The organism is bacterium, from assembly GCA_026129405.1.
GTDB lineage: Bacteria > Desulfobacterota > Binatia > DP-6 > DP-6 > JAHCID01.
Map to the genome: position 1 here is coordinate 13,712 of JAHCID010000008.1, position 25,812 is coordinate 39,523.

The 25,812-nt window shown below is 74.0% G+C and carries 21 protein-coding genes and 1 pseudogene; 13 read left to right on the top strand and 9 right to left on the bottom strand.

Features of this window, described 5'->3' with window-relative positions:
• Positions 1–2: 2 nt before the first annotated feature.
• Positions 3–206, bottom strand: coding sequence for a hypothetical protein (locus KIT14_21720; GenBank protein ID MCW5893142.1), 204 nt, complete (start codon positions 204–206; stop codon positions 3–5).
• Complete coding sequence (locus tag KIT14_21725; GenBank protein ID MCW5893143.1) at positions 178–2,343, bottom strand: acetate--CoA ligase family protein; 2,166 nt, start codon at positions 2,341–2,343, stop codon at positions 178–180. Before KIT14_21725 ends, KIT14_21720 begins: the two co-directional genes overlap by 29 nt.
• Positions 2,344–2,434: 91 nt before the next feature.
• Here KIT14_21725 and KIT14_21730 point away from each other — a divergent pair, with 91 nt between their 5' ends.
• The gene (locus KIT14_21730) at positions 2,435–3,625 is read left to right on the top strand and encodes a transporter (protein ID MCW5893144.1); all 1,191 of its coding nucleotides are present in this window, start codon (positions 2,435–2,437) and stop codon (positions 3,623–3,625) included.
• On the top strand, positions 3,622–4,029 hold the full coding sequence (locus KIT14_21735; protein MCW5893145.1) for an OB-fold domain-containing protein: 408 nt from the start codon (positions 3,622–3,624) through the stop codon (positions 4,027–4,029). Before KIT14_21730 ends, KIT14_21735 begins: the two co-directional genes overlap by 4 nt.
• A gap of 12 nt (positions 4,030–4,041) precedes the next feature.
• On the opposite strand, the gene KIT14_21740 is transcribed toward KIT14_21735, so the two are convergent.
• On the bottom strand, positions 4,042–4,506 hold the full coding sequence (locus KIT14_21740; GenBank protein MCW5893146.1) for a DUF427 domain-containing protein: 465 nt from the start codon (positions 4,504–4,506) through the stop codon (positions 4,042–4,044).
• 308 nt (positions 4,507–4,814) lie between these two features.
• Here KIT14_21740 and KIT14_21745 point away from each other — a divergent pair, with 308 nt between their 5' ends.
• Positions 4,815–5,882: a hypothetical protein gene (locus KIT14_21745; GenBank protein ID MCW5893147.1), complete on the top strand. Its 1,068-nt coding sequence runs from the start codon at positions 4,815–4,817 to the stop codon at positions 5,880–5,882.
• Positions 5,879–6,388: a GNAT family N-acetyltransferase gene (locus KIT14_21750; protein MCW5893148.1), complete on the top strand. Its 510-nt coding sequence runs from the start codon at positions 5,879–5,881 to the stop codon at positions 6,386–6,388. Before KIT14_21745 ends, KIT14_21750 begins: the two co-directional genes overlap by 4 nt.
• On the opposite strand, the gene KIT14_21755 is transcribed toward KIT14_21750, so the two are convergent.
• The gene (locus tag KIT14_21755; protein MCW5893149.1) at positions 6,385–6,777 is read right to left on the bottom strand and encodes an MAPEG family protein; all 393 of its coding nucleotides are present in this window, start codon (positions 6,775–6,777) and stop codon (positions 6,385–6,387) included. The two genes, KIT14_21750 and KIT14_21755, sit on opposite strands and share 4 nt — an antisense overlap.
• Positions 6,778–6,865: 88 nt before the next feature.
• Between KIT14_21755 and ilvA the strand changes: the two genes are divergently transcribed.
• The 3 genes from ilvA to KIT14_21770 all read left to right on the top strand — a co-directional run bounded on the left by ilvA (position 6,866) and on the right by KIT14_21770 (position 11,864).
• Positions 6,866–8,377 (top strand): threonine ammonia-lyase, biosynthetic, encoded by a 1,512-nt coding sequence (gene ilvA, locus KIT14_21760; GenBank protein ID MCW5893150.1) that lies wholly within the window; start codon positions 6,866–6,868, stop codon positions 8,375–8,377.
• Positions 8,378–8,434: 57 nt separating this feature from the next.
• Entirely contained in the window at positions 8,435–10,639 is a 2,205-nt protein-coding gene (locus KIT14_21765; protein ID MCW5893151.1) for an alkaline phosphatase D family protein, read from the top strand.
• 187 nt (positions 10,640–10,826) lie between these two features.
• On the top strand, positions 10,827–11,864 hold the full coding sequence (locus tag KIT14_21770) for a type IV pilus twitching motility protein PilT (GenBank protein MCW5893152.1): 1,038 nt from the start codon (positions 10,827–10,829) through the stop codon (positions 11,862–11,864).
• Positions 11,865–11,908: 44 nt separating this feature from the next.
• Here KIT14_21770 and KIT14_21775 read toward each other — a convergent pair whose 3' ends face one another.
• Positions 11,909–12,958: a redoxin domain-containing protein gene (locus KIT14_21775; protein ID MCW5893153.1), complete on the bottom strand. Its 1,050-nt coding sequence runs from the start codon at positions 12,956–12,958 to the stop codon at positions 11,909–11,911.
• Between the two features lie 92 nt (positions 12,959–13,050).
• Here KIT14_21775 and KIT14_21780 point away from each other — a divergent pair, with 92 nt between their 5' ends.
• From KIT14_21780 to lpdA, 4 genes and pseudogenes are all read left to right on the top strand, one after another.
• Positions 13,051–13,356, top strand: a complete 306-nt coding sequence (locus tag KIT14_21780; protein ID MCW5893154.1) for a hypothetical protein — start codon at positions 13,051–13,053, stop codon at positions 13,354–13,356.
• A gap of 51 nt (positions 13,357–13,407) precedes the next feature.
• Positions 13,408–16,239: a 2-oxoglutarate dehydrogenase E1 component gene (locus KIT14_21785; protein MCW5893155.1), complete on the top strand. Its 2,832-nt coding sequence runs from the start codon at positions 13,408–13,410 to the stop codon at positions 16,237–16,239.
• A gap of 29 nt (positions 16,240–16,268) precedes the next feature.
• A pseudogene (gene odhB, locus KIT14_21790) lies at positions 16,269–17,595 on the top strand (2-oxoglutarate dehydrogenase complex dihydrolipoyllysine-residue succinyltransferase).
• A 2-nt stretch (positions 17,596–17,597) separates the two neighbouring features.
• Entirely contained in the window at positions 17,598–18,983 is a 1,386-nt protein-coding gene (gene lpdA / locus KIT14_21795; protein ID MCW5893156.1) for a dihydrolipoyl dehydrogenase, read from the top strand.
• A 6-nt stretch (positions 18,984–18,989) separates the two neighbouring features.
• Here the strand turns inward: lpdA and KIT14_21800 are convergent, their stop codons facing one another.
• The 4 genes from KIT14_21800 to KIT14_21815 all read right to left on the bottom strand — a co-directional run bounded on the left by KIT14_21800 (position 18,990) and on the right by KIT14_21815 (position 24,183).
• Positions 18,990–19,649 carry a hypothetical protein gene (locus KIT14_21800; protein ID MCW5893157.1) on the bottom strand — a complete coding sequence of 220 codons (660 nt, stop codon included), beginning with the start codon at positions 19,647–19,649 and terminating at the stop codon, positions 18,990–18,992.
• 381 nt (positions 19,650–20,030) lie between these two features.
• On the bottom strand, positions 20,031–21,017 hold the full coding sequence (locus KIT14_21805) for a hypothetical protein (GenBank protein MCW5893158.1): 987 nt from the start codon (positions 21,015–21,017) through the stop codon (positions 20,031–20,033).
• Between the two features lie 119 nt (positions 21,018–21,136).
• On the bottom strand, positions 21,137–21,871 hold the full coding sequence (locus KIT14_21810) for an FKBP-type peptidyl-prolyl cis-trans isomerase (protein ID MCW5893159.1): 735 nt from the start codon (positions 21,869–21,871) through the stop codon (positions 21,137–21,139).
• A gap of 131 nt (positions 21,872–22,002) precedes the next feature.
• Entirely contained in the window at positions 22,003–24,183 is a 2,181-nt protein-coding gene (locus tag KIT14_21815; protein MCW5893160.1) for a DUF4215 domain-containing protein, read from the bottom strand.
• A gap of 169 nt (positions 24,184–24,352) precedes the next feature.
• On the opposite strand from KIT14_21815, the gene KIT14_21820 reads away from it, so the two are divergent.
• On the top strand, positions 24,353–25,015 hold the full coding sequence (locus KIT14_21820) for a methyltransferase domain-containing protein (protein MCW5893161.1): 663 nt from the start codon (positions 24,353–24,355) through the stop codon (positions 25,013–25,015).
• A 5-nt stretch (positions 25,016–25,020) separates the two neighbouring features.
• Complete coding sequence (locus tag KIT14_21825) at positions 25,021–25,797, top strand: DUF456 domain-containing protein (protein MCW5893162.1); 777 nt, start codon at positions 25,021–25,023, stop codon at positions 25,795–25,797.
• Positions 25,798–25,812 lie beyond the last annotated feature (15 nt).

Here is a 25,812-nt window from a genome sequence, read left to right on the forward strand (position 1 = left end):
CGTCAGCGCGGCGCGTGCGGCGTGAAGCCCGGGCAGGCGCCGACGGGGAGCCGCGGGTAACGCACGAAGCGCGGGTCGGTGGCCGCGCGGCCGCAGCGCCAGAAGCGGCTGCCGCGGGCCGTCTCCTGCACGCGCGCGTGGGTGCACAGCGCGCACAGGCCGACGGTGCGGACCAGCTCAGGATCGGGCGGATCGGAGCTCGGCATACTCGACCAGGGCGCGCAGCGCCGCGACGGCGCGATGGCCGCTCGGGTAGCAGAGGCGGCCGCTCTCGCGCACGCCGACCGGACCGGCGTTGCCGTAATGCCGATCGGTGTGCACCAGCTCGGTCGCGACCAGCACCGGCTTTCCGTGCCGCTCCGACGCCTGCGTCGCGGCTTCGGCGTAGCGGCGGTCCTGGCGCTCGTGGAACTCCACGATGCGGTCGAGGCCGTGGTCCGGATGGAACGCGCCGCTGCGGAAGACGTGCGCCTGGTTCGCCTGGATGCCGAGGCCGAGGAAGACGACGGCGTCGACGTCGGGATGTGCGCAGACCAGATCGAGCACCTGCGGGATGGTGTCGCGGGTCTCGCCGCCCGCGAGGTCGATCGGGTTCTGCCGGCTCCAGCGCGCCGGCACCATGCCGTCGATCGTGGTCTTGAGATCGGCGGGCAGCGGCGTCAGCGCGAGGCCGGCGGCGGCGAGCGCGTCGGCGGTGAGCACGCCCCAGCCGCCCGCGGTCGTGAAGACGACGACGCGGCGGCCGCGCGGCAGCGGCTGGGTAGCGAACGTCGCCGCCCACTCGAAGGCGTGCTCGACGGTCGGCGCGCGCAGGACGCCGAGCTGGCGGCAGACGCCGTCGAAGACGCGGTCGTCGGTGGCGAGCGAGCCGGTGTGGCTCGCGGCCGCCTTCTGCCCCTCGGCGGCGGCGCCGCCCTTCACCAAGACGAGCGGCTTCTCGGCGACCAGGCGGCGCGCGGCGGCGAGGAACGGGCGGCCGTCGGCCATGCCTTCGAGGTAGGCGAGCGCGACCGCGGTGTCCGGATCGACGGCGAAGTACTCGAGGTAGTCGGCGATCGTCGTCTGCGCCGAGTTGCCGCACGAGATCGCCTTCGAGACGCCGATGCCGCTCGCGACGGCGTAGTTGAGGAAGCCCGAGACCAGATTGCCGCTCTGGCTCGCGACCGAGATGCGGCCCGGCGGCGGATAGGGCGCGACGATCTGCGCGCAGAGATGATCGGCCGTCGAGACGAGGCCCTGGCCGTTCGGGCCCGCGAGCAGGATGCCGCACGCGTCGGCGGTGCGGACCAGCTCGGCCTCGAGCGCGCGGCCCTCGTCGCCCGCCTCGCCGTAGCCGCCGCTGGCGACGAACGCTGCCCGGACGCCGCGCGCGGCGCAGGCGCGCAGCAGCCCCGGGTTCGCGGCCGTCGGCGTACAGACGAAGACGAGGTCGGCGGCGCCGTCCGGCACCGCGGCGACGTCGCGCAGCGTCTGGTGCCCGAGCACCGTCGCGCCCTCGCGGTTCACGCCGAAGAGCGCGCCGCGGTAGCCGAAGCGCAGGATGTTGTGGAAGGCGACGAAGCCGAACTTGCCCGGGTGCCCCGACACGCCGGCGACCACGACGCCGCGCGGATGGAAGAGCGGGGCGAAGCGCGCGCGCAGCGTCGCGGCGTCGCGCGCGGCGGGCATCGGGGCGGGCGCGGCGGCGTCGCCCAGCACGACCAGCGCGTCGACGGCGACCGGCGTGCCGTCGCGCACGATGAGCGGGTTCACGTCGACGCTCTCGACCTCGGGCCGCTCGACCCCGAGGCGCCCGAGGCCGACGAGGATCGCCGCCAGCGCGTCGCGATCGACGGCCGGCTCGCCGCGGAACGCGCCGAGCAGGCGCCGCGTGCGCAGCCCGTCGATCATGCGCCGCGCCTCGGCCGGCGCCAGCGGCGCGGCGGCGAAGACGACGTCGCCGAGGGCCTCGGTGAAGATGCCGCCGAGCCCGAGCACGACGCACGGGCCGAACTGCGGATCGCGCACGAGGCCGGCGATCAGCTCACGCCGCCCGCGCACCTGCTCGGCGACGAGGAGGGCGACGGGACCGTCGTCGGGCCGCGCCTGGCCGAGGAGCTCCGTCGCCGCGGCGCGGACGGCGCCCGCCTCGCCGCAGCCGAGGCGCACGAGGTTGCGCTCGGTCTTGTGCGCGATGGCGTCGCCGCAGAGCTTCACGACCACGGGGAAGCCGAGCCCGGCGGCGGCGTGCACCGCCGCGTCGGCGTCGGCGACCAGCTGGGCGCGTGCCACCGGCACGTCGTACGCGGCCAGGAGAGCGGCGGAGGCGTGCTCGGAGAGGGTGCGCGACGACGGGGCGGCCATGGGCGGGGACCGGTTTGGCCGGGCGGCCGCATGGTGTCAAATTGCGGCCGCGTGCTTGCCGCTCGCGCGCGCCCGCTGGTAGAGCCCCGGCGTGCTCTCGCTCCGCGACCAGGCCGCGCTCGTCGGCATCGGCGAGACCGCCTACTGTCGCGCGCCGGGGTCGGGGAAGAGCGAGCTCGGCCTCATGCTCGAGGCGGCGCGCGCGGCGCTGGCCGACGCGGGCCTCGCGCCGGGCGACGTCGACGGCGTGGTGACGCCGATCTGGGGCGCGTCGGCGGAGGACTTCGCGGTCAACTTCGGCGTCCGCGACCTGCGCTGGGCGGTGCAGGTGAACATGGGCGGCGCGAGCCCGGTCGTCGGGCTCCAGAACGCGGCCATGGCGGTGGCGTTCGGGATCGCGTCGCACGTGCTCGTGACGTTCGGCTGGAACGGCTTCTCGGGTCGCCGCGTGCGCGGCGACTTCAGCGCGCTGGAGGACGAGCTGGCGCGCTTCGAGGCGTCGATCGGCGTCCCGGTGCGCGACTTCTACCTTCCGTACGGCTCGGCGTCGCCGGCGCAGTGGTACACGCTGATGGCGCAGCGGCACATGCAGACCTACGGCACGCCGCGCGAGGCGCTCGGCGCCGTCGCCGTCGCCTGCCGCGCGCACGCGCAGCTGAATCCGCGCGCGGTCATGCGCGGGCGGCCGATGACGATGGACGACTACCTCGCGTCGCCGTGGATCTGCGAGCCCTACAAGCTGCTCGACTGCTGCCTCGAGACCGACGGCGCGGCGGCGGTGATCGTCACCACCACCGAGCGCGCGAAGCGGCTGCGCCAGCCGCCGGTCGCGATCAGCGGCGTCGCCGAGGGCCATCCGTGGCCCGCCGACGACATCGTGAACCGGCCCGATCTCCTGACCATCGGTCTCACGCACGCGGCGCCGCGCGCCTACGCGATGGCGGGCCTCGGCCCCGAGGACGCCGACTTCGCGCAGGTGTACGACTGCTTCACCTTCGAGGTGCTGCACCAGCTCGAGGAGGCCGGCTTCTGCGCGCGCGGCGAGAGCCCGCGCTTCGTCGCCGACGGCAACGTCGCGCTCGGCGGCCGCTGCCCGATCAACACGCACGGCGGGCTGCTCTCGCAGGCGCACGTCGGCGGCATGAACCACGTCGTGGAGGCGGTGCGCCAGCTGCGCGGCCAGGCCGGCGCGGCGCAGGTCGACGGCGCGCGCGTCGGCATCGTCACCGGCTGGGGCGACTTCGGCGACGGCGGCCTCGCGGTGCTGCGGAGCCTCGCATGAGCGACGTCTTCGCGCGGCCGCTGCCGAAGCTCCAGGGGCTGACGGCCGAGTTCTACGCCTTCACGAAGCGGCGCGAGCTGCGCTTCCAGCGTTGCACCGCGTGCGGCGTCTGGCGGCACGTGCCGCGCCTGTGGTGCGCGGCGTGCGGCAGCGAGGCGTGGGAGTGGGCGCGCTCGGCGGGGGAGGGCGCGGTCTACGCGTGGTCCGTCACCCACAAGCCGATGCACCCGGGCTTCCTCGACCTGCCGTACGCGACCGTCGTCGTGGAGCTGGCCGAGGGGCCGCGGCTCCTCACCTGGGTGCGCGACGTGGCGCCGGCCGACCTGCGCATCGGCCTGCCCGTGCGCGTCGACTTCGAGGACGCGAGCGACGCGGTGACGCTGCCTATCTTCCGCCCGCGCTGAGCGCGGGCGGGCTCACCGGCCGGCAGGCCCGAAGGGGCCGAGCACGTCCGGCGTCACCCAGCCGCCGTGCGCGTCGCCCGGCTGTGCGACGACGCGCTGGCCGTCGACGAAGCACGCGTCCATGCGGCTCGGGAAGAACGCATAGTGGCCGGCGAGCAGCTCGTAGCCGGGCTCGGGAGCCGGGAAGGTCCAGGCGCCCTGCATCGTCTGGCGACCGCAGACGACGACGTCGAAGTAGCGCGCGATGCCCTTCCACGAGCAGGCGCTCGCGTAGGCGCTCGGGCGCAGGCACTCGAGGCGGACGTCGCCGCGCGGGAAGTAGTAGTTGGGCGGGTGGCTGATCGTCAGCACGCGGAGCGCGCGCTGCGAGTCGGCGATGACCTCGCCGTTGTAGACCACCTGCACGTGGCGGCGGACGCATTCGATGCGCGGCGGGCACGGGTAATCCCACACGCACTCCTGCTTCGGGTGCGACATGCGACCTGTCAGGCCGCCGCGCGGCCGGCGTTCAGGGGCTCCAGCGGGAGCGCGCATCGCATCTCGCAGCATACGCGCAGCTTCTTCGGGTCCGGCGCTCCCCGGACGTCCAACGACTTCATGCGCGGTCCTGGCTACACGCACCGCCAGCTCAGGCAAGTCTCGCGGGCCCTTGCGTCGGCGTGGCGGCGAGGCGTTGCGGCGTCGGGGTTGCGGGACGCGGGGCCAGCGCCTAGGACGCCGGTCGCGTGCGCGTGCGGCGACGGTGTCCTCCCCGGTGGAGCGCGGCGGCGGGTCTGGCCGTCGTCGTGTCGCTCGCGACCCTGCCCGCGGCGGCGGAGACGGGACGCGCCGTCGTCTACACGCCGCGCGGCTACGCGCCGGGAGACCCGGCGTGGCGGCCGCGGGCGCGCGAGCTGCGCGCCGACGCTGCCGACCTCCGCGCCCTCGGCGTCGACCTCGTCGCCACCTGGGCGAGCCCCCGCGTGCTGGCGCCGGTGTGCCGGCACCTGAAGCGTCATGGCCTGCCGAGCGTCGTCCTCGGCGTCGCCGATCCGGGCGACGCGGCCGAGGTGCGGGCGGCGGCGCACGCTCGCCGCTGCGCGGACGGCTACGCCGTCGGCAGCGGCGGTCTCGGCACGCGCTACGACCGCGACGCCCTGCGTGCGGCGGTGACGCGCCTGCGTGCGACCGGGCGTCCGGTCGTGGTGCGCGAGGCGGCGGACGTCCTCGCGACCGACGCCGTGCTGCGCGCGCTCGGCGACGAGCCGTCGCCGCTGGCGTTCCCGAGCGCCGACGAGGGCTCGCAGGCGGCCTGCGGCATCGCCATCGCGGACTACCGGCGCGTCGAGCAGACGCTGCCCGCGGGACAGATCCTGCGTCTCGGCGCGAGCGGCCTCGCGGCCGCCGGCGGCGGCGTGGCCAACCCGTCGTACCAGCGTGCCTACTTCCTGTGCCTGTCGAGCCGCGGCGTGCCGGCGGCGATGTTCGAGGCCTACGATCAGCCGTGGCGCACGACGCCCGTCGGCCCGCACGCGGGGCTGTTCCGCGCCGACGGCACGCCGCGCCGCTTCGCGCAGGAGCTGCTGCGGTTGACGCTGACGGCGACGCTCGAGCCGGACGGTCGTCTCCACGGCCGCGTCGCCCCCGCCGTCGGCGCACGCTGGCGCGTCGTGCCCTGGTCGCACGGCACGACGTGGGCGCCCGGCGTGCCCGTGCCGATCGAACGCGACGGCCGCTGGCAGGCGGCGGTCGCGCCGGGCCGGCCATGGGCCGCGACGCTCGAGCCGCGCGACGCGCCGCCGCCGGTTGCGAGCGCGCCGCCGCCGGCGGTCGACGAGGAGCGCGTCTACGCGGTGGTGCAGTCCCCACGATGATGCTGCCCACGCTGACGAGCGCGCGCCTGCGCCTGCGGCAGGCGACGACGAATGACGTCGATACGCTGCATGCGCTGTGGATCGACCCCGCGGTGCGCCGATTCCTCTGGGACGACGTCGCGATTCCGCGCGCGCACGCCGCTGCGGCGATCGCCGGCTGGTCGGCGGCGGCCGCCGCGTGCCGGCTCGGCCTGTGGGTCGTCGAGCGGCTCGGCGACGCCGCGCTCGTGGGCTTCGTCGCGCTGCTGCCCTACGGCGGTGGGCCGGACGCCGAGCTGCTCTATGGCCTCGCGCCTGCGGCGTGGGGTCAGGGCCTTGCGACTGAGGCTGCGGCGGTGGTTCTCGACTGGGGCCTCGGACCGCGCGGCCTCGCGCGCGTGGTGGCCCGCGCCGATGTTCCGAACACGGCCTCGCTGCGCGTGATGGCGCGGCTCGGCATGATTCGCGTCGGCCGCGAGGCAGGGCCCGCGGGCCCGCTCGAACGCTGGGAGCGGGCGCGCGGCTAGAAGAGCTGCGCCAGAATCAGGAGCTCGCCGACCGTCCCCGCGAAGAACGCCAGCGTGCGGATGCCGGTGAGGCCGAGGACGTAGACTGCGGCGTGCGCCACCCGGGCCCAGAAGAAGAGGGTGGCGCCCAGCGCCGTGGTCGCGTTGGCCCTGCCCGCGAGGTGGGCGACGAGGACCAGGATCGCGAACACCGCGAGGTTCTCGACCAGGTTCGCGTGGGCGCGGACGCCGCGCTTCACCCAGGCGGGCTCCGGCGGCGGCTCGCCCTCGCGGTTGCCCATCCCGTAGGCGAGGCCGCCGGGCGACGAGAGCCGGCCGGACGCGTAGACGACCGGCAGGGTGAGGCAGAGCATCGCGGTCCACACCAGCATCCACAGGTCGGTCGTCATGGCGCGCCGCTAGCATGCTTCCCGGCGCGGCGGAAGCGGAGCCGGGCGGTGCTGGCAAGGTCCGTGCGAGCCGGGCACAACCGACGGCATGGACGCCATGCTCCGCCGCGCCTTCAACGCGCACGTGACCGACGTCCTGCCGGAGCCGACGCCGCTCGATCCCGCCCCACGCCTGGGCGGGCGCCTCGGCCGCGTCGTCCTGCTGAAGCGCGAGGACCTGACGCCCGTATTCTCGTTCAAGATCCGCGGCGCTTACAACCGCATCGTGCACCTGTCCGAGGCGGAGCGGGCCGCGGGCGTGATCGCGTCGTCGGCCGGCAACCATGCGCAGGGGGTGGCGTTCGCGGCGCGCAAGCTCGGGCTGCGGGCGCACATCGTGATGCCGCGCACCACGCCGGCCATCAAGGTCGACGCCGTGCGCCGGCTCGGCGCCAGCATCGATCTGGTCGGCGACGACTACGCCGACGCCGCGGCCCACTGCACGGCGGTCGCGGCCGACACCGGCATGACCGTCGTGCCGCCGTACGACCATCCCGACGTGATCGCCGGGCAGGCGACCGTCGGCCTCGAGCTGCTCTCGCAGGCGCCGCGCGCGCTCGCCACGGTGCTGATGCCGATCGGCGGCGGAGGGCTCGCCGCCGGCATCGCGGCGGTCGTGAAGGAGCTGCGGCCCGACGTGCGCGTCGTCGGCGTGCAGCCCGACGACGCCGACGCCATGGCGCGCTCGCTGGCGGCGGGCGCGCGCGTCGCGCTGGACCACGTCGGCATCTTCGCCGACGGCGTCGCCGTGCGCACGCCGGGCGAGCACACGTTCGCGCTCTGCCGGCGCTATCTCGACGGCATCGTCACCGTCTCCGTCGACGAGATATGCGCCGCGATCCGCGACGTCTTCACCGACACGCGCTCGGTGCTGGAGCCCGCGGGCGCGCTCGGCGTCGCCGGGCTGAAGCGGCTGGCGGCCGACGGGGCCCTCGCCGCGGGACCGGCCGTGGCCGTCCTCTCCGGCGCCAACATGAGCTTCGCGCGCCTCGGCTACGTCGCCGAGCGGGCGGCGGTCGGCGAGCATCGCGAGGCGCTCTTCGCGGCCACCATCCCCGAGCGGCCGGGCGCTTTCCTCGCCTTCTGCCGCCGGATCGGCGACCGCAGCGTCACCGAGTTCAACTACCGGCTGGCCACGCGCGACGCGGCGCACGTGTTCGTCGGCGTCGAGGTGGCGGGGCGCGACGAGGCGCAGGCGCTGCTCGCGCGCCTGGCGCACGACGGCACCGCCTGCATCGACCTGTCCGAGAACGACCTCGCGAAGACCCACGTCCGGCACATGGTGGGCGGGCGGACGCCTGCGGTCCGCGACGAGGTGCTGCTCGCCGTCGACTTCCCGGAGCGCCCCGGCGCACTGCTCCAGTTTCTCGAGAGCCTCGGCCAGCGGTGGAACATCTCGCTGTTCCACTACCGCAACGCGGGCGGGGCCTTCGGCCGCGTCCTCGTGGGCCTCGAGGTCCCCGGGCCGGAGCGCGACGAGCTGCGCGCGCGCCTCGACCGGCTCGGGTTCGCCTACACCGACGAGTCCGCGAACCCCGCCGGCCGCCTCTTCCTTGGCTGAATAATTCATGGACAGCCGGATTCCGGCTGCGCTAGCGTCCGCCCAGGAGGACGCTCCATGCGTACGAGGGGGATCATCGTCGCGTTCGTCGTCACCGTCGTGGCCCACGGGGCCGTCGCGGCACCGACGCCGGCGCAGAAATGCCAGGACGCCATCGCGTCGGCCGCGGGCAAGTACTTCGGTACACGCGCGAAGACGCTCGGGAAGTGCCGGGACGGTCGGGCCGCGAGCGGCACGCCCGCCGACTGCGCCAGCGACGCGGGCGTCGTCACGTCGCTCGCCAAGGCCCAGGACAAGCTGACCAAGTCGGTCACGGCCAAATGCCCGGGCGCGACCATCGCCGACGCCGACCTCGGCCTCGCCTGCGACGGCGCGGCCACCGTCGGCGACGTCGTCACCTGCGTCGTCGCCGCCGTGCACGGGCCGCGTGCCGACGAGCTCATCGACACCGGTTACGACGACGCCGGGCAGCTCGCCGACGCCGGCGTGCGCGCCTGCCAGAAGACCATCGGGAAGGCGATCCAGAAGGCGGCCAACGCGCGCCTGAAGCTGCGCCGCGCCTGCGCCAAGAAGGCGGTGTTCTCCGGCAGCGGCGCGCGCTGCCCCGACGAGAAGACCCTCGCGAAGCTCGACAAGGCGCGCGAGAAGCTGATCGCCGTCGTCGAGACCAAGTGCACCGACGCGCAGGTGCTCGACGCCGCCATCGAGTTCGGCGGCGAGTGCGGCGACACGCGCGCCGGCGCGCCGGTGCACCCGTTCAGCTTCCTCACGTTCCTGCGCGTCGGGGTCACGAACGCGAACGCGATCCCGCCCGTCGCGCGGCTCTCGCGCTGCCTCGCCGCGGCGTCGGCGGTGCAGGGCGACACGGGCGCGGCGGCGGTCTATCCGCTCTCCGACGCCGCGCCGTTCTCGTACGGCGTGGCCGCCGGCGACGCCACGCCGAGCGCCTTCATCGCCTGGACGCGCGCCGACGGACCCGGGCCGGTGACCCTCGAGGTCTCCACCGACGCGCGCTTCACGAACGTCGTGCAGACCCAGCCGGGCCTGGTTCCCAACCCGGCACGCGACAACGTCGTCAAGACCGACGTGAGCGGGCTGTCGGCCGCCACGACCTACTTCTACCGCTTCACCCAGGGCGCCGACACGAGCCGCACCGGCCGCGTGCGCACCGCCCCGTCCCCGTCCTCCACGGCGCCGCTCCACTTCGCCTTCACCGGCGACTCGAACGCCTTCTTCATGCCGTACAGCGTCCTCGAGGGGATCACCCGCGATGCACCGGACCTATGGCTGTACATCGGCGACACGATCTACGGCGACGATCCGCGCAGCGGCACGGGCATCGCGACCACGCTGCCGGAGTACTGGACGAAGTACCGGGAGAACCGCGAAGACCGCGCGCTGCGCGACCTCATGGCCAGCACCGGCACGGTCAGCATGACCGACGACCACGAGGTGACGAACGACTACTACGGCTCGCCGTTCGGCGCCTTCGGCCCGCAGATCATCGCCGGAAACCACGCGTTCCGCGACTGGCAGCCGGTGCGCGAGGACGGCGTCGACCCGATGCGGCTCTACCGCAGCTTCAAGTGGGGCGACGTTGCGGAGTTCTTCGTCATCGACGCGCGCCAGTACCGCAACCCACAGGCCTACCTCACGCAGCCGGCCTGCCTGTCGGGCGGCCAGCCGGCCACGCTGCCGCCGGCGGGCCCGTGCACGACCGAGATCAACAGCCCGAGCCGCACCTACCTCGGCGCCGCGCAGAAGGCGTGGCTGAAGGCGGGGCTCCAGAGCTCGACCGCGAAGTGGAAGTTCGTGATGAACGGCCCGCTGCTGACGAGCCTGCTCTTCGTGCCCTACGACCGCTGGGAGGGCTATGCGGCGGAGCGCACCGAGATCATGGAGTTCATCCGCAATCCCGACGGCAACCCGATGACGAACGACCACGTGCGGAACGTCGTCTTCCTCTCCACCGACATCCACGCCGCGATCTACAACACCGGCGCCGCCAACCCGGGCCCGGCGGGCGGTGCGATCCCGGAGATCGTCGCGGGCGCCATCGGCATGGATCCGATCTACCGCGAGCTGCCGCCGGCGGTGCTGGGGCTCGTCGGCAGCCTCCCGTCGCTCTTCCCGACGGTGCAGTACTACGACATCGATCGGCGCAACTACGTGAGCATCGTCGCCGACACCGCCACGGCCGCGGTCGCCTACAAGGACAACAACGGCGAGGTCATCCGGACCTTCACGCTCACCGCCGAATAGCGCGCCACGCGGGGCGGGCGGCAGGCCGCCCGTCCCGCGTCGACGACCAGATCTGGACGCGGCGGCACGTCCTCGTCGCTCGTGCCGCCGCCGTCCGCGCGGATCGTCCCGCGCGCGGCGGCTCCGTGCGCACCGGCCCGACCGGGGAATGGCGCGCGGCTTGCAACCCGCAGCCGGCATGCCGACCATGCAAGCGCTGCTGCAGGAGGCCGCCGACAAGGGCGCCTCGGACCTCCACCTGAGCTCCGGCGAGCCGCCGATGCTGCGTGTCTGCGGCGACCTCGTGCGGACCGAAACCGGCCCGCTCGACGCCGAGACGGTGCTGTCCCTCGTCACCTCGATCATGGGCCCGCCGCAGAAGAAGCACTTCGAGGAGAACCTCGAGGCCGACTTCGCGACCGAGCTGGACGGCGTCGGCCGCTACCGCGTCAACGTCTTCCAGCACAACCGCGGCCCGGGCGCGGTGCTGCGCACGATCCCGACCAGGATCCCGGCGCTCGAGTCGATGGAGCTGCCGCCGGTGCTGAAGGAGCTGTGCACGAAGGAGCGCGGTCTGGTGCTGGTCACCGGGCCGACGGGCTCGGGCAAGTCGACGACGCTCGCGGCGATGCTCGATCACATCAACGACACGTGGGAGGGCCATGTCCTCACGGTCGAGGACCCGATCGAGTTCGTGCACCGACCGAAGAAGTGCCTGGTCAACCAGCGCGAGGTCGGCCCGCACACGCACTCGTTCGCGAACGCCCTGAAGAGCGCGCTGCGCGAGGACCCCGACGTGATCCTCGTCGGCGAGCTGCGCGACCTCGAGACCATCTCGCTCGCCATCACCGCCGCCGAGACCGGGCACCTCGTGTTCGGCACCCTGCACACCTCGAGCGCGCCGAAGACGGTCGACCGCATCATCGACGCCTTCCCCGCCGGCCAGCAGTCGCAGATCCGCACCATGCTCTCCGAGTCGCTCGAGGCCGTGATCTCGCAGACGCTGCTCAAGAAGAAGGGCGGCGGCCGCGTCGCCGCGTGCGAGGTGCTGATCGGGACGCCGGCGGTGCGCAACCTGATCCGCGAGGCCAAGCTGCATCAGATCCCGTCGATGATGCAGACCGGCACGCGCCTCGGCATGCAGACGCTCGACATGGCGCTGCAGGACCTCGTGAAGCGCGGGATCATCGACAAGGAGCTGCTGCCGAAGCCCGCGGGGATGCCCGGCGCGACGGCGGCGGCCTGATCGTCTTCTCGGCGTTGCGCCCGGCGCAACGCCGTGTTGCAGCGTTACTCGCGCGACGCCGGGTCGCGCATGGCCGGGTAGTAGGGCCGCCCGGCCGCGGTCCATTCCTCCATGAGGGGGATGAGGTCGGCCCCGAACGGGTCCTTGCCGCGCGACCACATGCTGCCGCGGCGGATCGTCCAGTCGTGCGGCGCCAGCGCCTCGGCGGCCTGGAACTGGCGCTCGGCGGCGTCGGGCTCGCCGCGCGCGAGGAGATGGCGCGCCAGCGCCGCCTGCGTGCGTGCCTGCTGCTCCGCGGGCGTGGGGAGCATCTGCCGCGCGCGCACGCCGGCGTCGTCGAACGGCCGCACGCCGTCCCGCACCCAGGCGCGCAGCGCGGCGAGGTGGGGAGCGGCCGGGGCGCCGGTCATCGCCACGAACGTGTCGGTCGAGAAGGCGGCGTCGTTCGGGCGCACGATGCGGCCGGCCTCGTCGATCCACACCCCGGTCGGGACGTTGGTGATGCGGTAGAGGTCGGCGAGCCGGTGCTCGGCGTCGAGCAGCACGGGGAACGTCGGCGCGGCGGCGTCGACCCAGGGCCGGACGTCCTCGGCGGCGCGGTCGAGCGCGACGGCGACGAGCGTGAAGCCTGCCGGCGCCAGCTCGGCGTGGATCGCCTGCCAGGCGGGCAGGTCGTGGCGGCAGCCGCACCACGAGGAGAACGCGAGCAGCAGGACCTTTCGCCCGCGCCAGTCCGCGAGCGCGTGCGGCGTGCCGTCGAGCGCCGGCAGCGTCACGTCGGGGGCCTCGAGCGAGCGCAGCCGGGCGCCGCGCTCGGCGGCCGAGGCGCCGAGCGCGGCGGTCGCGGTGGCGACGTCGACGGCGAGCGGACGTCCGAGCAGCCGCGCCAGCTCGCCGAGGTCGACGCCCGCCGCGGTCGCGAGGCCGTCCCGATCGCGCACCGGCACGCAGGTCGCGTCGCGGCAGAGGCCCTCGGGGCGCAGCGTCCAGCCGAGCGCGGCGAGCGCCGCGGGCGCGAGGAGGACGCGGCCGTCGGCCGTGGCGGTGGCGTCGACGGCGAGCGGGCGACCGTCGTCGAGGAGGGTGAACGGCATGCGCCGCAGCTACTCCGCACGGCGCCGCGGGGGCAAGGGCGCGGGGCGGCGCGCCTTTCCCCGCCGGCGCCCGGTCGGCATGATCGTCGCCGATGCCGCCCCTCGACTGGTCGCGCGTCCGCTTCACGCAGCACATGGTGGAGGCGGCCGCCGTCGTCGCCGAGTGCCAGGTCGCCTTCGACTTCGAGGGCGCGGAGCAGGTCTGCTACGAGGTGAAGGTGCTGCGTCCGCTGAAAGGCGCGTCGGCGCGGCCGTTCTTCGCCGTCGCCACCGATCGTGCGTCGCCCGGCGCCTTTCGGCCGGTCGGCGAGGGCGACACGGCCGAGGAGGCGCTCGACGACTGCCTGCGCAACGCCGGCATCCATCATCGTCGCCGCGTGCGCCAGGGCGACGCATGAGGCTCGCGTCCCGGGTGGCCAACCCTCCCGGCGACGGCTAGAAGGATTGGGATGAACGCGCTGGAGGGCGTGGCGCTCGCCAACAAGGACTTCGTGGCGGAACAGTATCGGCGGTGGAAGGCGGAGCCGTCCTCGGTGGACGCCAGCTGGGCGCTGTTCTTCGCCGGCTACGAGCTGGCCGGAGAGAGCGGCAACGGCGACCTCGCGCATGCGGGCAACGGTGCGGCGGCGGCCGACGCCGCGGCAGGTCCGACGCCGGCCGCCGCGGCCGCGCCGGCGCCCGCCGCCCAGGTCACCCCGGCGCCGGTCATCGGCGTCTTCGATCTGGTGCACTCCTACCGCGAGCTGGGCTTCCTCTCCGCGCACCTGAATCCGCTCGCGTCCAAGCCCGAGCTGCATCCCCTGCTCGCCCCGAGCGAGTTCGGGTTCCGCGATGCCGACCTCGACCGCGTCGTGCAGCCGGCGAGCTTCCGCGGCGCCGGCCCGATGCCGCTGCGCGAGCTCATCGCTCGCCTCCAGACGACGTACTGCCGCACGCTCGGCGTCGAGTACCTCCACATCCCCGTGCGCGAGGAACGCGTCTGGCTCCAGGAGCGCATGGAGCCGTCGCTCAACTACCCGTCGCTCACCACCGACGACCGCCAGCGCGTCCTCGACATGCTCGTCTACGCCGAGGGGTTCGAGCAGTTCCTGCACGTCCGCTACCCCACCGCGAAGCGCTTCTCGCTCGAGGGCGCCGACGCGCTCATCCCGATGCTCGACTTCCTCATCGAGGACGGCGGCGCGCTCGGGGTCGAGGAGATGGTGCTGGGCATGGCGCACCGCGGACGCCTGAACGTCCTCGTCAACATCCTGCGCAAGCCCTACGAGATGGTGCTCGCCGAGTTCGAGGGCAGCATGCTCTCGCGCGAGGTCACCGGCGACGGCGACGTCAAGTACCACCAGGGCTACTCGCGCGATCACACCACGCGCGCCGGGCACAAGGTGCACCTGTCGCTCAGCCCGAACCCGAGCCACCTCGAAGCGGTCAACCCGGTCATCGAGGGCATGGTGCGCGCGAAGCAGAACCACCTGCGCGACATCGCGCGCAGCCGCGTGGTCCCGGTCCTGATCCACGGCGACGCCGCGTTCACCGGGCAGGGCGTCGTCGCCGAGACCCTCTGGCTGTCCGAGCTCGAGGCCTATCGGACCGGCGGCACGGTCCACATCATCGTCAACAACCAGATCGGTTTCACGACCCCGCCGCAGGCGTTCCGCTTCACGCCGCACCCGAGCGACGTCGCGAAGATCATCCAGGGTCCGGTGTTCCACGTGAACGGCGACGACCCCGAGGCGGCCATCCAGGCGATCCGCCTCGCCATCGACTTCCGGCAGACCTTCAAGAAGGACGTCTTCATCAACCTCGTCTGCTATCGCCGGCACGGCCACAACGAGCTCGACGATCCGACGTTCACGCAGCCGGTGATGTACAAGCAGATCGCGGCGCACCCGACGACGCTGACGCTCTACCGGGGCGCGCTCGCGGCGTCCGGCGTCGTGCCTGCGGAGGAGGCGGACCGCCGCGCCACCGAGTTCCGCGAGCTGCTGAGCGACGCGCAGGGCTACGCGCGCGACTTCATGCCGCGCCAGCAGGTCTTCGTGTTCGGCGGCCTGTGGCGCGGCCTCGGCTGGGCCGGCGACGACTGGAGCGCCGACACCCGGGTGCCGCGCGAGACGCTCGCCCTGATCGCACAGGCGCTCACGCGCGTCCCGGAGGGCTTCCATCCGAACCCCAAGGTCATGCGGCTGATGGAGCAGCGGGCGGCCATGGTGTCCGACGAAGGCCTCATCGACTGGGGCTGCGGCGAGACGCTCGCCTACGGCTCGCTGCTCCTCGAGGGCACCGCCGTGCGCCTCTCGGGCCAGGACACGGGCCGCGGTACGTTCAGCCACCGCCACGCCGTCCTGCACGACGTCGAGAACGACGCGACCTACGTGCCGCTCGCGAGCATCCGTCCCGGCCAGGCCAACGTCATGATCATCGACAGCATGCTGTCGGAGGCGGCGTGCCTGGGCTTCGAGTTCGGCTTCAGCTGCGCCGATCCGACCAAGCTGGTCGTCTGGGAGGCCCAGTTCGGCGACTTCGCCAACGGTGCGCAGGTCGTCATCGACCAGTTCATCTCGAGCTCCGAGTCGAAGTGGCAGCGCATGAGCGGCCTCGTGATGCTGCTGCCGCACGGCTACGAGGGCCAGGGCCCCGAGCACTCGAGCGCGCGCCTCGAGCGCTATCTCCAGCTCTGCGCCGAGAACAACATGCAGGTCTGCAATCTGACGACGCCGGCGCAGCTGTTCCATGCGCTGCGCCGCCAGATCCACCGCAAGTTCCGCAAGCCGCTCGTGGTGATGAGCCCGAAGAGCCTGCTCCGCCACAAGCTGGCGGTGTCGCGCCTGCGCGACTTCACCGACGGCACCTTCGAGCCCGTGCTCGACGACCCCGCACGCGGGGGCGCGGTGGAGACGGGCGTCGCGGTCGACCCGGCCGCGGTGCGTCGCCTCATCCTGTGCAGCGGCAAGATATACTACGCACTGCTCGCAGGGCGGCGGGAGCGCGAGCTGGCGACCGCGGCGCTGGTGCGCGTCGAGCAGCTCTATCCGCTCCCGCAGGCCGAGCTGCGCGCCATCCTCGAGACCTATCCGAACGCCGACCAGGTGTACTGGGTGCAGGAAGAGCCGCACAACATGGGCGCGTGGAACTTCATGTCGCACCGCCTGCCGCCGATGATCGGGGAGCGGCGGCTCTCGTACATCAGCCGTGAGGAAGCGGCGAGCCCGGCGACGGGCTCCTACAAGATGCATCAGGCCGAAGAGGCCGACCTGGTGAACCGCGCCTTCGCGCGCCTGTGAGCGGCGCCGGCGGCGGCGGAGGAGGGCGGATGGTGGAATTGCGCATCCCGAGCCTCGGCGAATCGGTGACGGAAGGCGTCATCGTGCGCTGGGTGCGGGAGGACGGGCAGTCGGTTTCGACCGACGACGTCGTGCTCGAGATCGAGACCGACAAGGCGACGACGGAGATCCCGGCGGGCGGCATCGGCGTGCTGCGCGTGCTGAAGCCCGCGGGCGAGACGGTGGCGGTCGGCGAGCTGGTCGCCCGCATCGAGGACGGCGCCGCGCCGCGCGCCGGCGCGTCGGCCGGCGCGGGCCGCGACGCCGGCGCCGCCCGCGGCGCCGGCCGCCCCTGCGGCGCCGCCCGAGCCGGCCACGAGCGCCCTGCCGCCCGCCGCCGCGCCGGCGCCGCGCGCTGCGGCGGAGGCGGACGACGACCCGGCCGGCGCCCCCGGCCGTCTCGTCGGACCGCTCCCCGCCGTGCGCAACCTGCTCGAGGAGCACGGCCTCGACCCGGCGCACATTCCGGCCTCCGGCAAGGGCGGCCGCCTCACCAAGGGCGACGTGCTCGAGTACTTGGACCGTCACGCCGCCGCGCGCCGCGACGAGCAGGTGCCGCCGCCGCGTGCCGTGCCGGCACCGCCGGCCGCCGCGCGTCACGCGCCGCGCGCACCGCAGGACGGCGAGGAGCGCGTGCCCATGCCGCCGATCCGCCGGCGCATCGCCGATCGGCTGGTCGCGGCCCAGCACACCGCCGCGATCCTGACCACGTTCAACGAGATCGACATGACGGCGGTCATGGCGCTGCGCGCGCAGTACAAGGAACGCTTCCAGAAGACCCATGGCATCGGCCTCGGCTTCATGTCGTTCTTCGGGCGCGCCTGCATCGCGGCGCTCCAGGAGATCCCGGCGGTGAACGCCGAGATCGACGGTACCGACATCGTCTTCAAGCACTTCGTCCACCTCGGCATCGCCGTCGGCACGCCGCGCGGCCTCGTGGTGCCGGTCGTGAAGCACGCCGAGCGCCTGTCGTTCGCCGAGCTCGAGCGCGAGATCGACCGCCTCGCCGGCCTCGCCCGCGACGGCAAGCTCAGCGTCGACGACCTCACCGGCGGCACCTTCACGATCTCGAACGGCGGCGTCTACGGCTCGCTGCTCTCGACGCCGATCCTGAACCCGCCCCAGAGCGGCATCCTCGGCATGCACAAGATCGAGAAGCGCCCGGTGGTGGTCGGCGACGAGATCGTCGTTCGCCCGATGATGTACGTGGCGCTCTCCTACGATCACCGCATCGTCGACGGCGAGCAGGCGGTCACCTTCCTCGTGCGCGTCAAGGAGCGGCTCGAGGATCCGACGCGGCTCCTGCTCGAGGTCTGACCGTGGCCGACGCGTACGACCTCGTCGTCGTCGGTGGCGGCCCGGCAGGCTACACCGGCGCCATCCGTGCGGCGCAGCTCGGCATGACGGTGGCCTGCGTCGAGAAGGACGGGCCGCTCGGCGGCACGTGCCTCAACGTCGGCTGCATCCCGTCGAAAGCCCTGCTCGACTCGAGCGAGCACTATCACTACGTGCGCCAGGGCATCGGCGTGCACGGCGTCCGGGTCGGCGACGTCGGGCTCGACCTCGGCGCCATGATGGCGCGCAAGGAGAAGATCGTCGGCGGCCTCACGAGCGGTATCGCCGGGCTCTTCAAGAAGCACGCGATCACGCGCCTCACCGGCACCGGAAAGCTGGTGGCGCCGGACCGCGTCGCCGTCGGCGAGCAGGTGGCCCTGGCGAAACGGGTGCTGCTGTGCACGGGCAGCGAGCCGACGCCGTTGCCGGCGCTGCCGTTCGACGGCGAGCGCGTCCTGTCGTCGACCGAGGCGCTGGCGCTGGCGCGCGTGCCGCAGCGGCTGGTGGTCGTCGGCGCGGGCGCCGTCGGGCTCGAGCTGGGCTCGGTGTGGCGCCGGCTCGGGGCCGAGGTGACCGTCGTCGAGTTCCTGCCCGTCATCGTGCCGTGGGCCGACGGCACGATCGGCCGGGCGCTCAAGCGCGCGCTCGAGAAGCAGGGCATCGTCTTTCGCATGGAGACGACGGCGACCGGCGCCGAGCGCACCGCCGACGGCCTGCGCCTCACGGTCGAAGCGAAGGGCGCGGCCGAGACGCTCGAGGCCGACGTCGCGCTCGTCGCCGTCGGGCGCCGGCCGTTCGCGGGCGGCTCGGGCGCGCGCGAGCTGGGCGTCGCCTTCGACGCCAAGGGTCGCATCACCGTGAACGACCGCTTCGAGACCAGCGTGCCGGGCGTGTATGCCGTCGGCGACGTCATCGCCGGGCCGATGCTGGCGCACAAGGCCGAGGAGGAGGCCATCGCCGCGGTCGAGGGCATGGCCGGCCATCCGGTGCACGTGAACTACGACGTGATCCCGAACGTCGTCTACACGGCGCCGGAGCTGGCGAGCGTCGGCCTCTCGGAAGAGGCCTGCAAGGAGAAGGGCCTGGCCGTCCGCACCGGCACCTTCCCGTTCCAGGCCAACGCGCGCGCCCGCTGCCTCGACGCCACCGAGGGCAGCGTCAAGGTCATCGCCGACGCGACCAGCGATCGTGTGCTGGGCGTTCACATCCTCGGCCCGCGCGCGTCGGACCTGATCGCCGAGGCCGCGCTCGCGATGGAGTTCGGGGCGAGCAGCGAGGACATCGCGCGCACCTGTCACGCGCATCCGACGCTGCCCGAGGCGCTCAAGGAGGCCGCGCTCGGCGTCGCCAAGCGCAGCCTCAACATCTGAGCGGCGCTACGGCAGCCAGCTCATCGGGAACGGGCCCTCGTCGCCGCCGGCCGCGCGCAGGGTCAGCGTCGCGGCGGTGGCCGGCGTCGGCGCGGGATCGAGCCCGACGCGCCCGGCGGTGAGGCCGACGGCGAGCGTGAAGGTCCCCGTGCAGTGCCAGGTGTCGGCCGCCGCCGTCGTCGTTGCGGCGGCGCACGCGAAGCCCGGCGGCACCTGGCTGGCGACGATCGCGTGCCCGGTGAAGACGACGTCGAAGCCGGTGTAGAGGCCGGGCTCGACGTCGCAGGCGAAGCTCATGGCGACGAGCCCGTCCTGGTCGGCGAGCGTGCCGGTGCAGGCGAGGGGCGGGGCGACGTCGGGCAGCGTCGTGGTCGTGGTGGTCGGCGGCGGCACGCCGCGGCCGCCGGCTTCGGCGACCTCCGCGATCGCAGCGTCGAGGCCGTCGGCGATGCCCGTCCACGCCTCGGCGCAGGCGTCGTCGAGCCTGCCGCGGGCGACGAGCTTCGCGAGCTTCGTGCGCAGGCGTGTCAGCCCGCGGACGGCGGCGGCGAGCTTGCGGTCGGCGCCGGGCCTGCTCGCGAGGCAGCGCTCCTGCGACTGGCCGAGTCCGCGCGCAGCGTCGCCGCGGCGCGCCGGGCCGCCTTGGTCGCGGCCGCGACGTCGCATGGCGGCGTGTCGAGCGCGGCCGCCGCGGCCCGCGGCACGTCGAAGCGGCAGGAGAGCGGCCCCGCGCCCCGCGAGCAGCCGCAGCAGCAGACGGCGTCGGTGCCGAGCCCGACCGTGATCTTGCAGGTCGCGGCGCGCGGCGGCGCGCAGGCGTCGCCCGCGGTGCTGCCGGCGCAGGCTGCCGCCGAGGCGCAGCCGTCGTCGCGATCGCCGCAGACGCACAGGGCCGACGCGTGTGCCGCGACGACGAGCCACGCCAGCACCATGAGCAGCCACCATCCCGTCCGCATGCGACCTCCCCGCCGTGCGCCGCAGGCGCGCCGGCGCGCCACGCCGGCGCCGCGATCACGATGGCGGCGGTGCCGCCGAGTCGCAAACCGCTCAGCCGGCGTCGAGCAGGGAGAAGGCCCCGAAGCGCGCCGGCCCCTGCAGCACCCACAGGCTCGCGGCGATGCCGGCGCTCGGTGCCGGATCGAGCACCAGCCGGCCGCCGTCGACCGGCGTGCCCGGCGCGAACGCGCCCGTGCAGCTCCAGTAGTCGTTGGGCGTCGTCCAGGTGCGGATCTCGCAGGTGAAGCCGGAGGGTGGGGTGAAGGCGGTGATCTGATGACGGCTCGGCACGCGGATCCCGAAGGCCGTGAAGACGCCGGGACCGCCGGGGCAGGTGAAGGCGACGTCGAGCGCGAAGCCGCCCGCGCGGGCGAGCGTGCCCTGACACCAGACGGCGCTGCCCGGCAGCGTGGTCGTCGTCACCGGCGTGCCGCCGCCGGGCATGCCGCGCGCGGCGATGTCGTCGACGTCGGCGTCGAGCGCGTCGACGGCGCTGCCGAGACGCGCGGCGCACTCGGCGGTGGCCTTGCCGCGCTCGACCAGCTTCACGAGCTTGCGTCGCAGGCGCTCGAGACGGCGCCGGGCCCCGTTGACGAGCCGGGAGGCCTGACGTGAGCCGTCCCGACACGCGCGCTCGGCACGCCCGAGCCGCAGCGCGAGATCCTCGAGGGCGGCGGTCATCGCCCTGGTCGCGGCGCGCCCGCAGTCGAGCGCGCCGAGCGCTCCGTTCGCACGCCCGATCACCGGCGCGAACACACACGAGCGGGGTCCCGGGCCGCGTCCGCACGTGCAGCAGCAGGTCGGATCCGCGCTGCTCCCGAGGGTGATGCGGCAGGCGCTGCGACCGTCGGGGGAGCAGGCGTCGCCGGGGACGGCGTCGGCGCACGCCGGTGGGGTGGTGCAGCCGTCGCGGTCGGCGCACACGCAGCTGGCGGCGTCTGCGAAGGCCGGCGCGCACAGGAGGGCCGCCAGCAGGAGCGGCCGCAGTGCGCGTCGGACCCGGTCCTCCGGGACGTTGGGTCGACGGCGCGCGGGCATCGTCGATGCGATAGCGGCCTGCTCCGTAGCGAGCAACGTTCGCAGACCGCGAGGCGGATGCCGGGTGGTGCCGCCGCGGGTGCCCGCCGTGGCGGGCACCCGCAGCAGTCACCGGACGGTCAGGGCGTCTTCGGTGCGGCGTCCGGCGCCGGCGCCGTGCCCGGCACCGCCGGCGGCGGCGCGTCCTTCACGATCTCGAGCAGGTCGACGTCGAAGACGAGCGTCGCGCCCGGCTTGATGCGCGGCGGTGCGCCGCGGTCGCCGTAGGCGATGTCCGACGGGCAGACGATGGTCGCGCTGCCGCCGACCTTCATCATCGCCACGCCCTCGGTCCAGCACTTGATGACGCCGTTCAGCGGGAAGGTGGCGGGCTGGCCGCGGTCCTTCGAGCTGTCGAACACGGTGCCGTCCGTGAGCTTACCGTGGTAGTTCACCTTCACCTTGTCGGTGGGCTTCGGCGACTCGCCGGTGCCGGCCTTGGTCTCCTTGTAGATGAGGCCAGACTCGGTCTTCTTCGCACCCGGCTCCTTCTCGGCCTTGGCGAGGAACTCGGCCGAGCTCTTCTTCTCGGTCTCCGCGGCGACCTTGGCGCGAGCCTGCGCGAACGCCTGTATCTTGGGGCCGTAGGTCTCGATGTCGACCTTCTTGTCCTTCGCGAAGAGCCCGTCCTCCATGCCGGCGGCGACGACGGCGAGCTCTTCCTTCGTCAGGCCGAACGTGGACAGGTTGCGCGCCAGCGACAGGCCGATGGCGTAGAGGGTCTTCTGGTCGTCCGTCTGAAGCGTCGGCTCGGCGGCGGTGGCGGTGGCCACGGCGAGCGAGCACGAGACGGCGAGCGCGACGAGGGTTCGCATTACGGGGGACTCCTTCCCGGCTTGAGTGGCGCGGATGTATCCGCGTTCCTGGGTGGGTGCAACCACGGCGCGGCGCATGCATCGCGCCGTGTGCGGCGTCCGGCGAGACGCGTTGCGCGCCTCGCCGCAGCTCAGCGACAGACGATCTTCTTGCCCGTGCGCGTCGCCGTGCACAGCGGGAAGGCGTAGCGGCCGCAGGCGGCGGCGGTGCCCGCCGCCTCGTCGCCGAGCAGCACGGTGACGCTGACCGGCAGATCCGCGCCCGTCACGGGGAAGCTGCCCTTGCCGCGCAGGCGGAGGTCGACGTTGGTGACGCCGGCGCCCACGGCGGGCCGCAGCGTGACGCGCTGGACGCCGTCGCTGCTCGTGCCCGAGGCGTCGACGTAGTCGAGGCGCGCGCCCTTGCCGCGCCAGCGCGCGCCGCCCGGCACGGTGAGCGCGAGCGCCGGCGCCTCCGTGGCGTCGGCGACTTCGATGCGCAGGCCCGCCGTGCCGACGGCGAGGTTCGCCGGCGGCACCGGGATGCCGAAGCGGGCGCGCAGCTTCACGCGGTCGCTGCGGGCGCCGTGCAGGATCGTCAGGCGGGCCGGGGCCCAGAGCTTCTGGTGCGGGATCACGACGGCGCACGACTCGGCGGCACAGCCGGCCGAGCAGCCGTCGCCCGACACGGTGTTGCCGTCGTCGCACTCCTCGTCGGCGTCGAGCGTGCCGTCGCCGCAGCGCGGCTCGCGTTGGCAGGCGGCGTCGCAGCCGTCGCCCGGCGTGGTGTTGCCGTCGTCGCAGGTCTCGCCCGGGTCGACGACGCCGCTGCCGCAGACCTCGGGCGTGCAGACCGGCGAGCAGCCGTCGCCGGCGACGGCGTTGCCGTCGTCGCACTGCTCCTTGCCCTCGATGACGCCGTCGCCGCAGGTCGTCTCGAGCGTGCAGGCGTCGGAGCAGCCGTCGCCCGACGCGGTGTTGCCGTCGTCGCATTCCTCGTCCGCGTCGAGGCTGCCGTTGCCGCAGCTCGTCGGCACGACGTCGAGGCAGCTCTGCGCGCGCGTGAAGTCCTTGATGCGGCTGCCGACGCGATCGCCGAAGAGCAGCTTCACGTTGGCCAGGCCGCCGCTCGGGTTCAGGTGGCAGTAGCTCATGAGGGTGCCGCTCGAGCTCCACACGACCGCGCCGCCGTAGCAGCTGGGCTCCGCGTTGAAGCAGCGGTCGATCGGCGGGTTGTAGCAGTGCGTGTGCGGCGAGCCGAAGTTGTGGCCGAGCTCGTGCACGAACACCATGACGTCCCAGATGTCGTACGGGTCCATGACGTCGAAGCCGCCGAAGACCTGCGAGACGCCGAAGCCGTACGTCGGGTCGCAGACGGCGTCGAGATAGGCGATGCCGCCGGTGACCGGCTTGCCGGAGAGGAAGTGGACGAGGTCGCGGGTGCCGGCGACGGCGCCCATCGCGTGCGCGGGATCGAGCCAGTAGTCCTGCACCTCGTAGAGCGCCTGCTCCGTGTCGCCCGTGGTCCACGGGTCGTTGCCGCTCTCCCAGAGGCGCACGTACGACAGCTGGATGCGCAGCTGCGCGTCGCGCTCGTAGATGACGTTCGCGGCGGCGGTGAGGCTCGCGAGATAGTCCATCGCGAGCTGCGCGTCGCCGAACTTCTCGAAGAACTCGCGGTCGGTCTCGACGGCGACCTGCACGCGCCGGAGCGTGCCCAGCTTGGCCACCGGCGGCGGCGCGGCCTCGAGCTGCCGGCGCAGCGCCGCCAGGGCCGACGGCGCCGACATCGCCTCCTTGTGGAGGTCCAGGTGGCAGAAGTCGCCCGGGGCCTTCCAGGTCGCGGCGTCGAGCTGCGAGAGCGTCCAGCTGCGATGGCGGCCCGCCTGATCGGGGCCGAAGGCGTAGAGGTCGCCGCCCGAGACGACGAAGCCGTGCACGCGGCTGCGTCCGGCCACGACGAGGGCGTACGTGCCGGGCTCGCCGCGCACGCTGCCCGCGAAGTAGGCCTCGTCCGGCGGGGTGCCGGCGCGCGGGCCGCCGGCGGTCATGACGACGAGACGGGCGTCCGGCGTCAGCGGCTCGATGCGGCGGAGATCGAGCGTCGCGCGCCGCGTGCGGCCGAGCGGCAGATCGTCGATCACCGCCGCCGTGCGCCCGCGCAGCCGCCCGAGCGCGCCCGGGTCGACGCGCAGCCGCTCGACCGCGCCCAGGCCGGGGCGCGAGACGGCGCCGCGGCCGGCGGGCTCGGCGGACACGAGGCGCTCGGCGTGCGCCGGCGCAGCCACGGCGCACACGGCGACGGCGAGGAGGATGCGGGATGCGAGCATCACGCCGCGCAGGCAGCAATCCATGTGCCCCCGCACGGCGCCCGTCCGGCGGCGCGCGCACCGGGCGCGCGCCGCCGAAAACGTAGCGCGCGTCATCACCGCGGAGCGCGGGCGCCGTGCGCCATGCGGCATCGCTCGCGCCCGCGGCCGGGCATGCTATCGGTCGGACCGCATGCGGTGTGCGCGCGGCCTGGTGCTGTCCCTGACGCTCGCGGCGGTCGCGTTCGCGGCCGCGCCCGGCGACCACGCCACCTCCGACCGCGTCTTCGACGACGTGCCGTACTGGGAGAGCGTCTTCGACGATCCGAAGCGCGATGCCTGGCAGAAGCCCGCCGACCTGGTCGCGGCCCTCGCCGTGCTGCCGGGCACGGCGGTCGCGGATCTCGGGGCGGGCACGGGCTACTTCGTCCGCTACCTGTCCCGCGCCGTCGGGCCGCACGGGACCGTCTACGCCGTCGAGGTCGAGCCGAAGCTCGTCGCCCACCTGCGCGAGCGCGCCGAGCGCGAGGAGACCGCGAACGTGGTGCCGGTGCTGACCTCGAAGACCGCCGTGCGCCTGCCGGCCGCGGGCGTCGACCTGCTCCTCGTCGTCGACACCTACCACCACATCGACGCGCGCGTGGTCTACATGCGGCGCGCGGCCGGCGTCCTGCGCCCGGGCGGACGCGTGGCGATCGTCGACTGGCACAAGCGGCCGCTGCCGGAGGGGCCGGCGATGGACCACAAGCTCGCCGAGGAGCAGGTGGTGGCCGAGATGGAGCGCGCCGGCTACCGCCTCCTGTCGGCGCCGGACGTGCTGCCGTATCAGTACGTGCTGATCTTCGCGCGCCGGTGACGGCGATGCTGGCAGCGCTGGGGCTGGCGGCGTTCTTCGCCGTGCAGGTGCTCGGGCTGCTGCTGATCCCGCTCGGGCTGCCCGGCATCTGGCTCCAGGTCGCGGCGTGCGCGGGCGTGGTGCTGGCGTCGGACGGCGTGCGGCTCGGCTGGGGCTGGGTGGCGACGTTCGCGGGGCTCGCGGTGGTGGGCGAGGTCGTCGAGTTCCTCTTGGGTCAATGGGGCGCGCGCCGCTTCGGCGGCTCGCACGCGGCGGGGTGGGGCGCGCTCGTCGGCGGCATCGTCGGGGCGTTCGTCGGCGGCATCCCGATCCCGGTGCTCGGGGCGGTCGTGATGTCGTTCGTCGACACCTTCGCCGGCGCCATCGCCGGCGAGATGTGGGCGCGGCGCCACGGCGCGCCGGACCTCCGCATCGGCGTCGGCGCGGTCCTCGGGCGCGCCGTGGGCGTCGCGACCAAGCTGGCGCTGGCGCTGGTGATCCTGATCCTGTCGGCGGCGGCGTTGCTCTTCGAGACGGGGCCGGGCCCTCAGGCGTCGGGCGCCGGGCACTCGATCACGCAGGCCATCGTGCCGCGGCAGCAGGTGCGGCAGTGGCCGTCGGGGATCGCCGTGTGCCAGCAACCGATGCCACCCGGCTGGAGCGGCGCCCCGGTGCCGGCGCGCAGATCGGCGGGCAGGAGCCCGATCAGGCCGGAGGGGAGCGGTGAGACGACGCTGTGGGTGCTGGGCTCGCCGAGCGCGGGACGGTGGAAGTGCACCAGCTCGCTCGCGCCCCGCGTGTAGATCAGCTCGAGGTCG

Coding starts and splice junctions, on each gene's coding strand:
- KIT14_21765 (MCW5893151.1), top strand. CDS start 8,435: ATGCGTACGAGGGGGATCATCGTCGCGTTCGTCGTCACCGTCGTGGCC.
- KIT14_21825 (MCW5893162.1), top strand. CDS start 25,021: ATGCTGGCAGCGCTGGGGCTGGCGGCGTTCTTCGCCGTGCAGGTGCTC.
- KIT14_21725 (MCW5893143.1), bottom strand. CDS start 2,343: ATGGCCGCCCCGTCGTCGCGCACCCTCTCCGAGCACGCCTCCGCCGCT.
- KIT14_21775 (MCW5893153.1), bottom strand. CDS start 12,958: ATGCCGTTCACCCTCCTCGACGACGGTCGCCCGCTCGCCGTCGACGCC.
- KIT14_21805 (MCW5893158.1), bottom strand. CDS start 21,017: ATGCCCGCGCGCCGTCGACCCAACGTCCCGGAGGACCGGGTCCGACGC.
- KIT14_21800 (MCW5893157.1), bottom strand. CDS start 19,649: ATGCGACGTCGCGGCCGCGACCAAGGCGGCCCGGCGCGCCGCGGCGAC.
- KIT14_21755 (MCW5893149.1), bottom strand. CDS start 6,777: ATGACGACCGACCTGTGGATGCTGGTGTGGACCGCGATGCTCTGCCTC.
- KIT14_21785 (MCW5893155.1), top strand. CDS start 13,408: ATGAACGCGCTGGAGGGCGTGGCGCTCGCCAACAAGGACTTCGTGGCG.
- KIT14_21780 (MCW5893154.1), top strand. CDS start 13,051: ATGCCGCCCCTCGACTGGTCGCGCGTCCGCTTCACGCAGCACATGGTG.
- KIT14_21810 (MCW5893159.1), bottom strand. CDS start 21,871: ATGCGAACCCTCGTCGCGCTCGCCGTCTCGTGCTCGCTCGCCGTGGCC.
- KIT14_21720 (MCW5893142.1), bottom strand. CDS start 206: ATGCCGAGCTCCGATCCGCCCGATCCTGAGCTGGTCCGCACCGTCGGC.
- KIT14_21770 (MCW5893152.1), top strand. CDS start 10,827: ATGCAAGCGCTGCTGCAGGAGGCCGCCGACAAGGGCGCCTCGGACCTC.
- KIT14_21735 (MCW5893145.1), top strand. CDS start 3,622: ATGAGCGACGTCTTCGCGCGGCCGCTGCCGAAGCTCCAGGGGCTGACG.
- KIT14_21750 (MCW5893148.1), top strand. CDS start 5,879: ATGATGCTGCCCACGCTGACGAGCGCGCGCCTGCGCCTGCGGCAGGCG.
- KIT14_21740 (MCW5893146.1), bottom strand. CDS start 4,506: ATGTCGCACCCGAAGCAGGAGTGCGTGTGGGATTACCCGTGCCCGCCG.
- ilvA (MCW5893150.1), top strand. CDS start 6,866: ATGGACGCCATGCTCCGCCGCGCCTTCAACGCGCACGTGACCGACGTC.
- KIT14_21820 (MCW5893161.1), top strand. CDS start 24,353: ATGCGGTGTGCGCGCGGCCTGGTGCTGTCCCTGACGCTCGCGGCGGTC.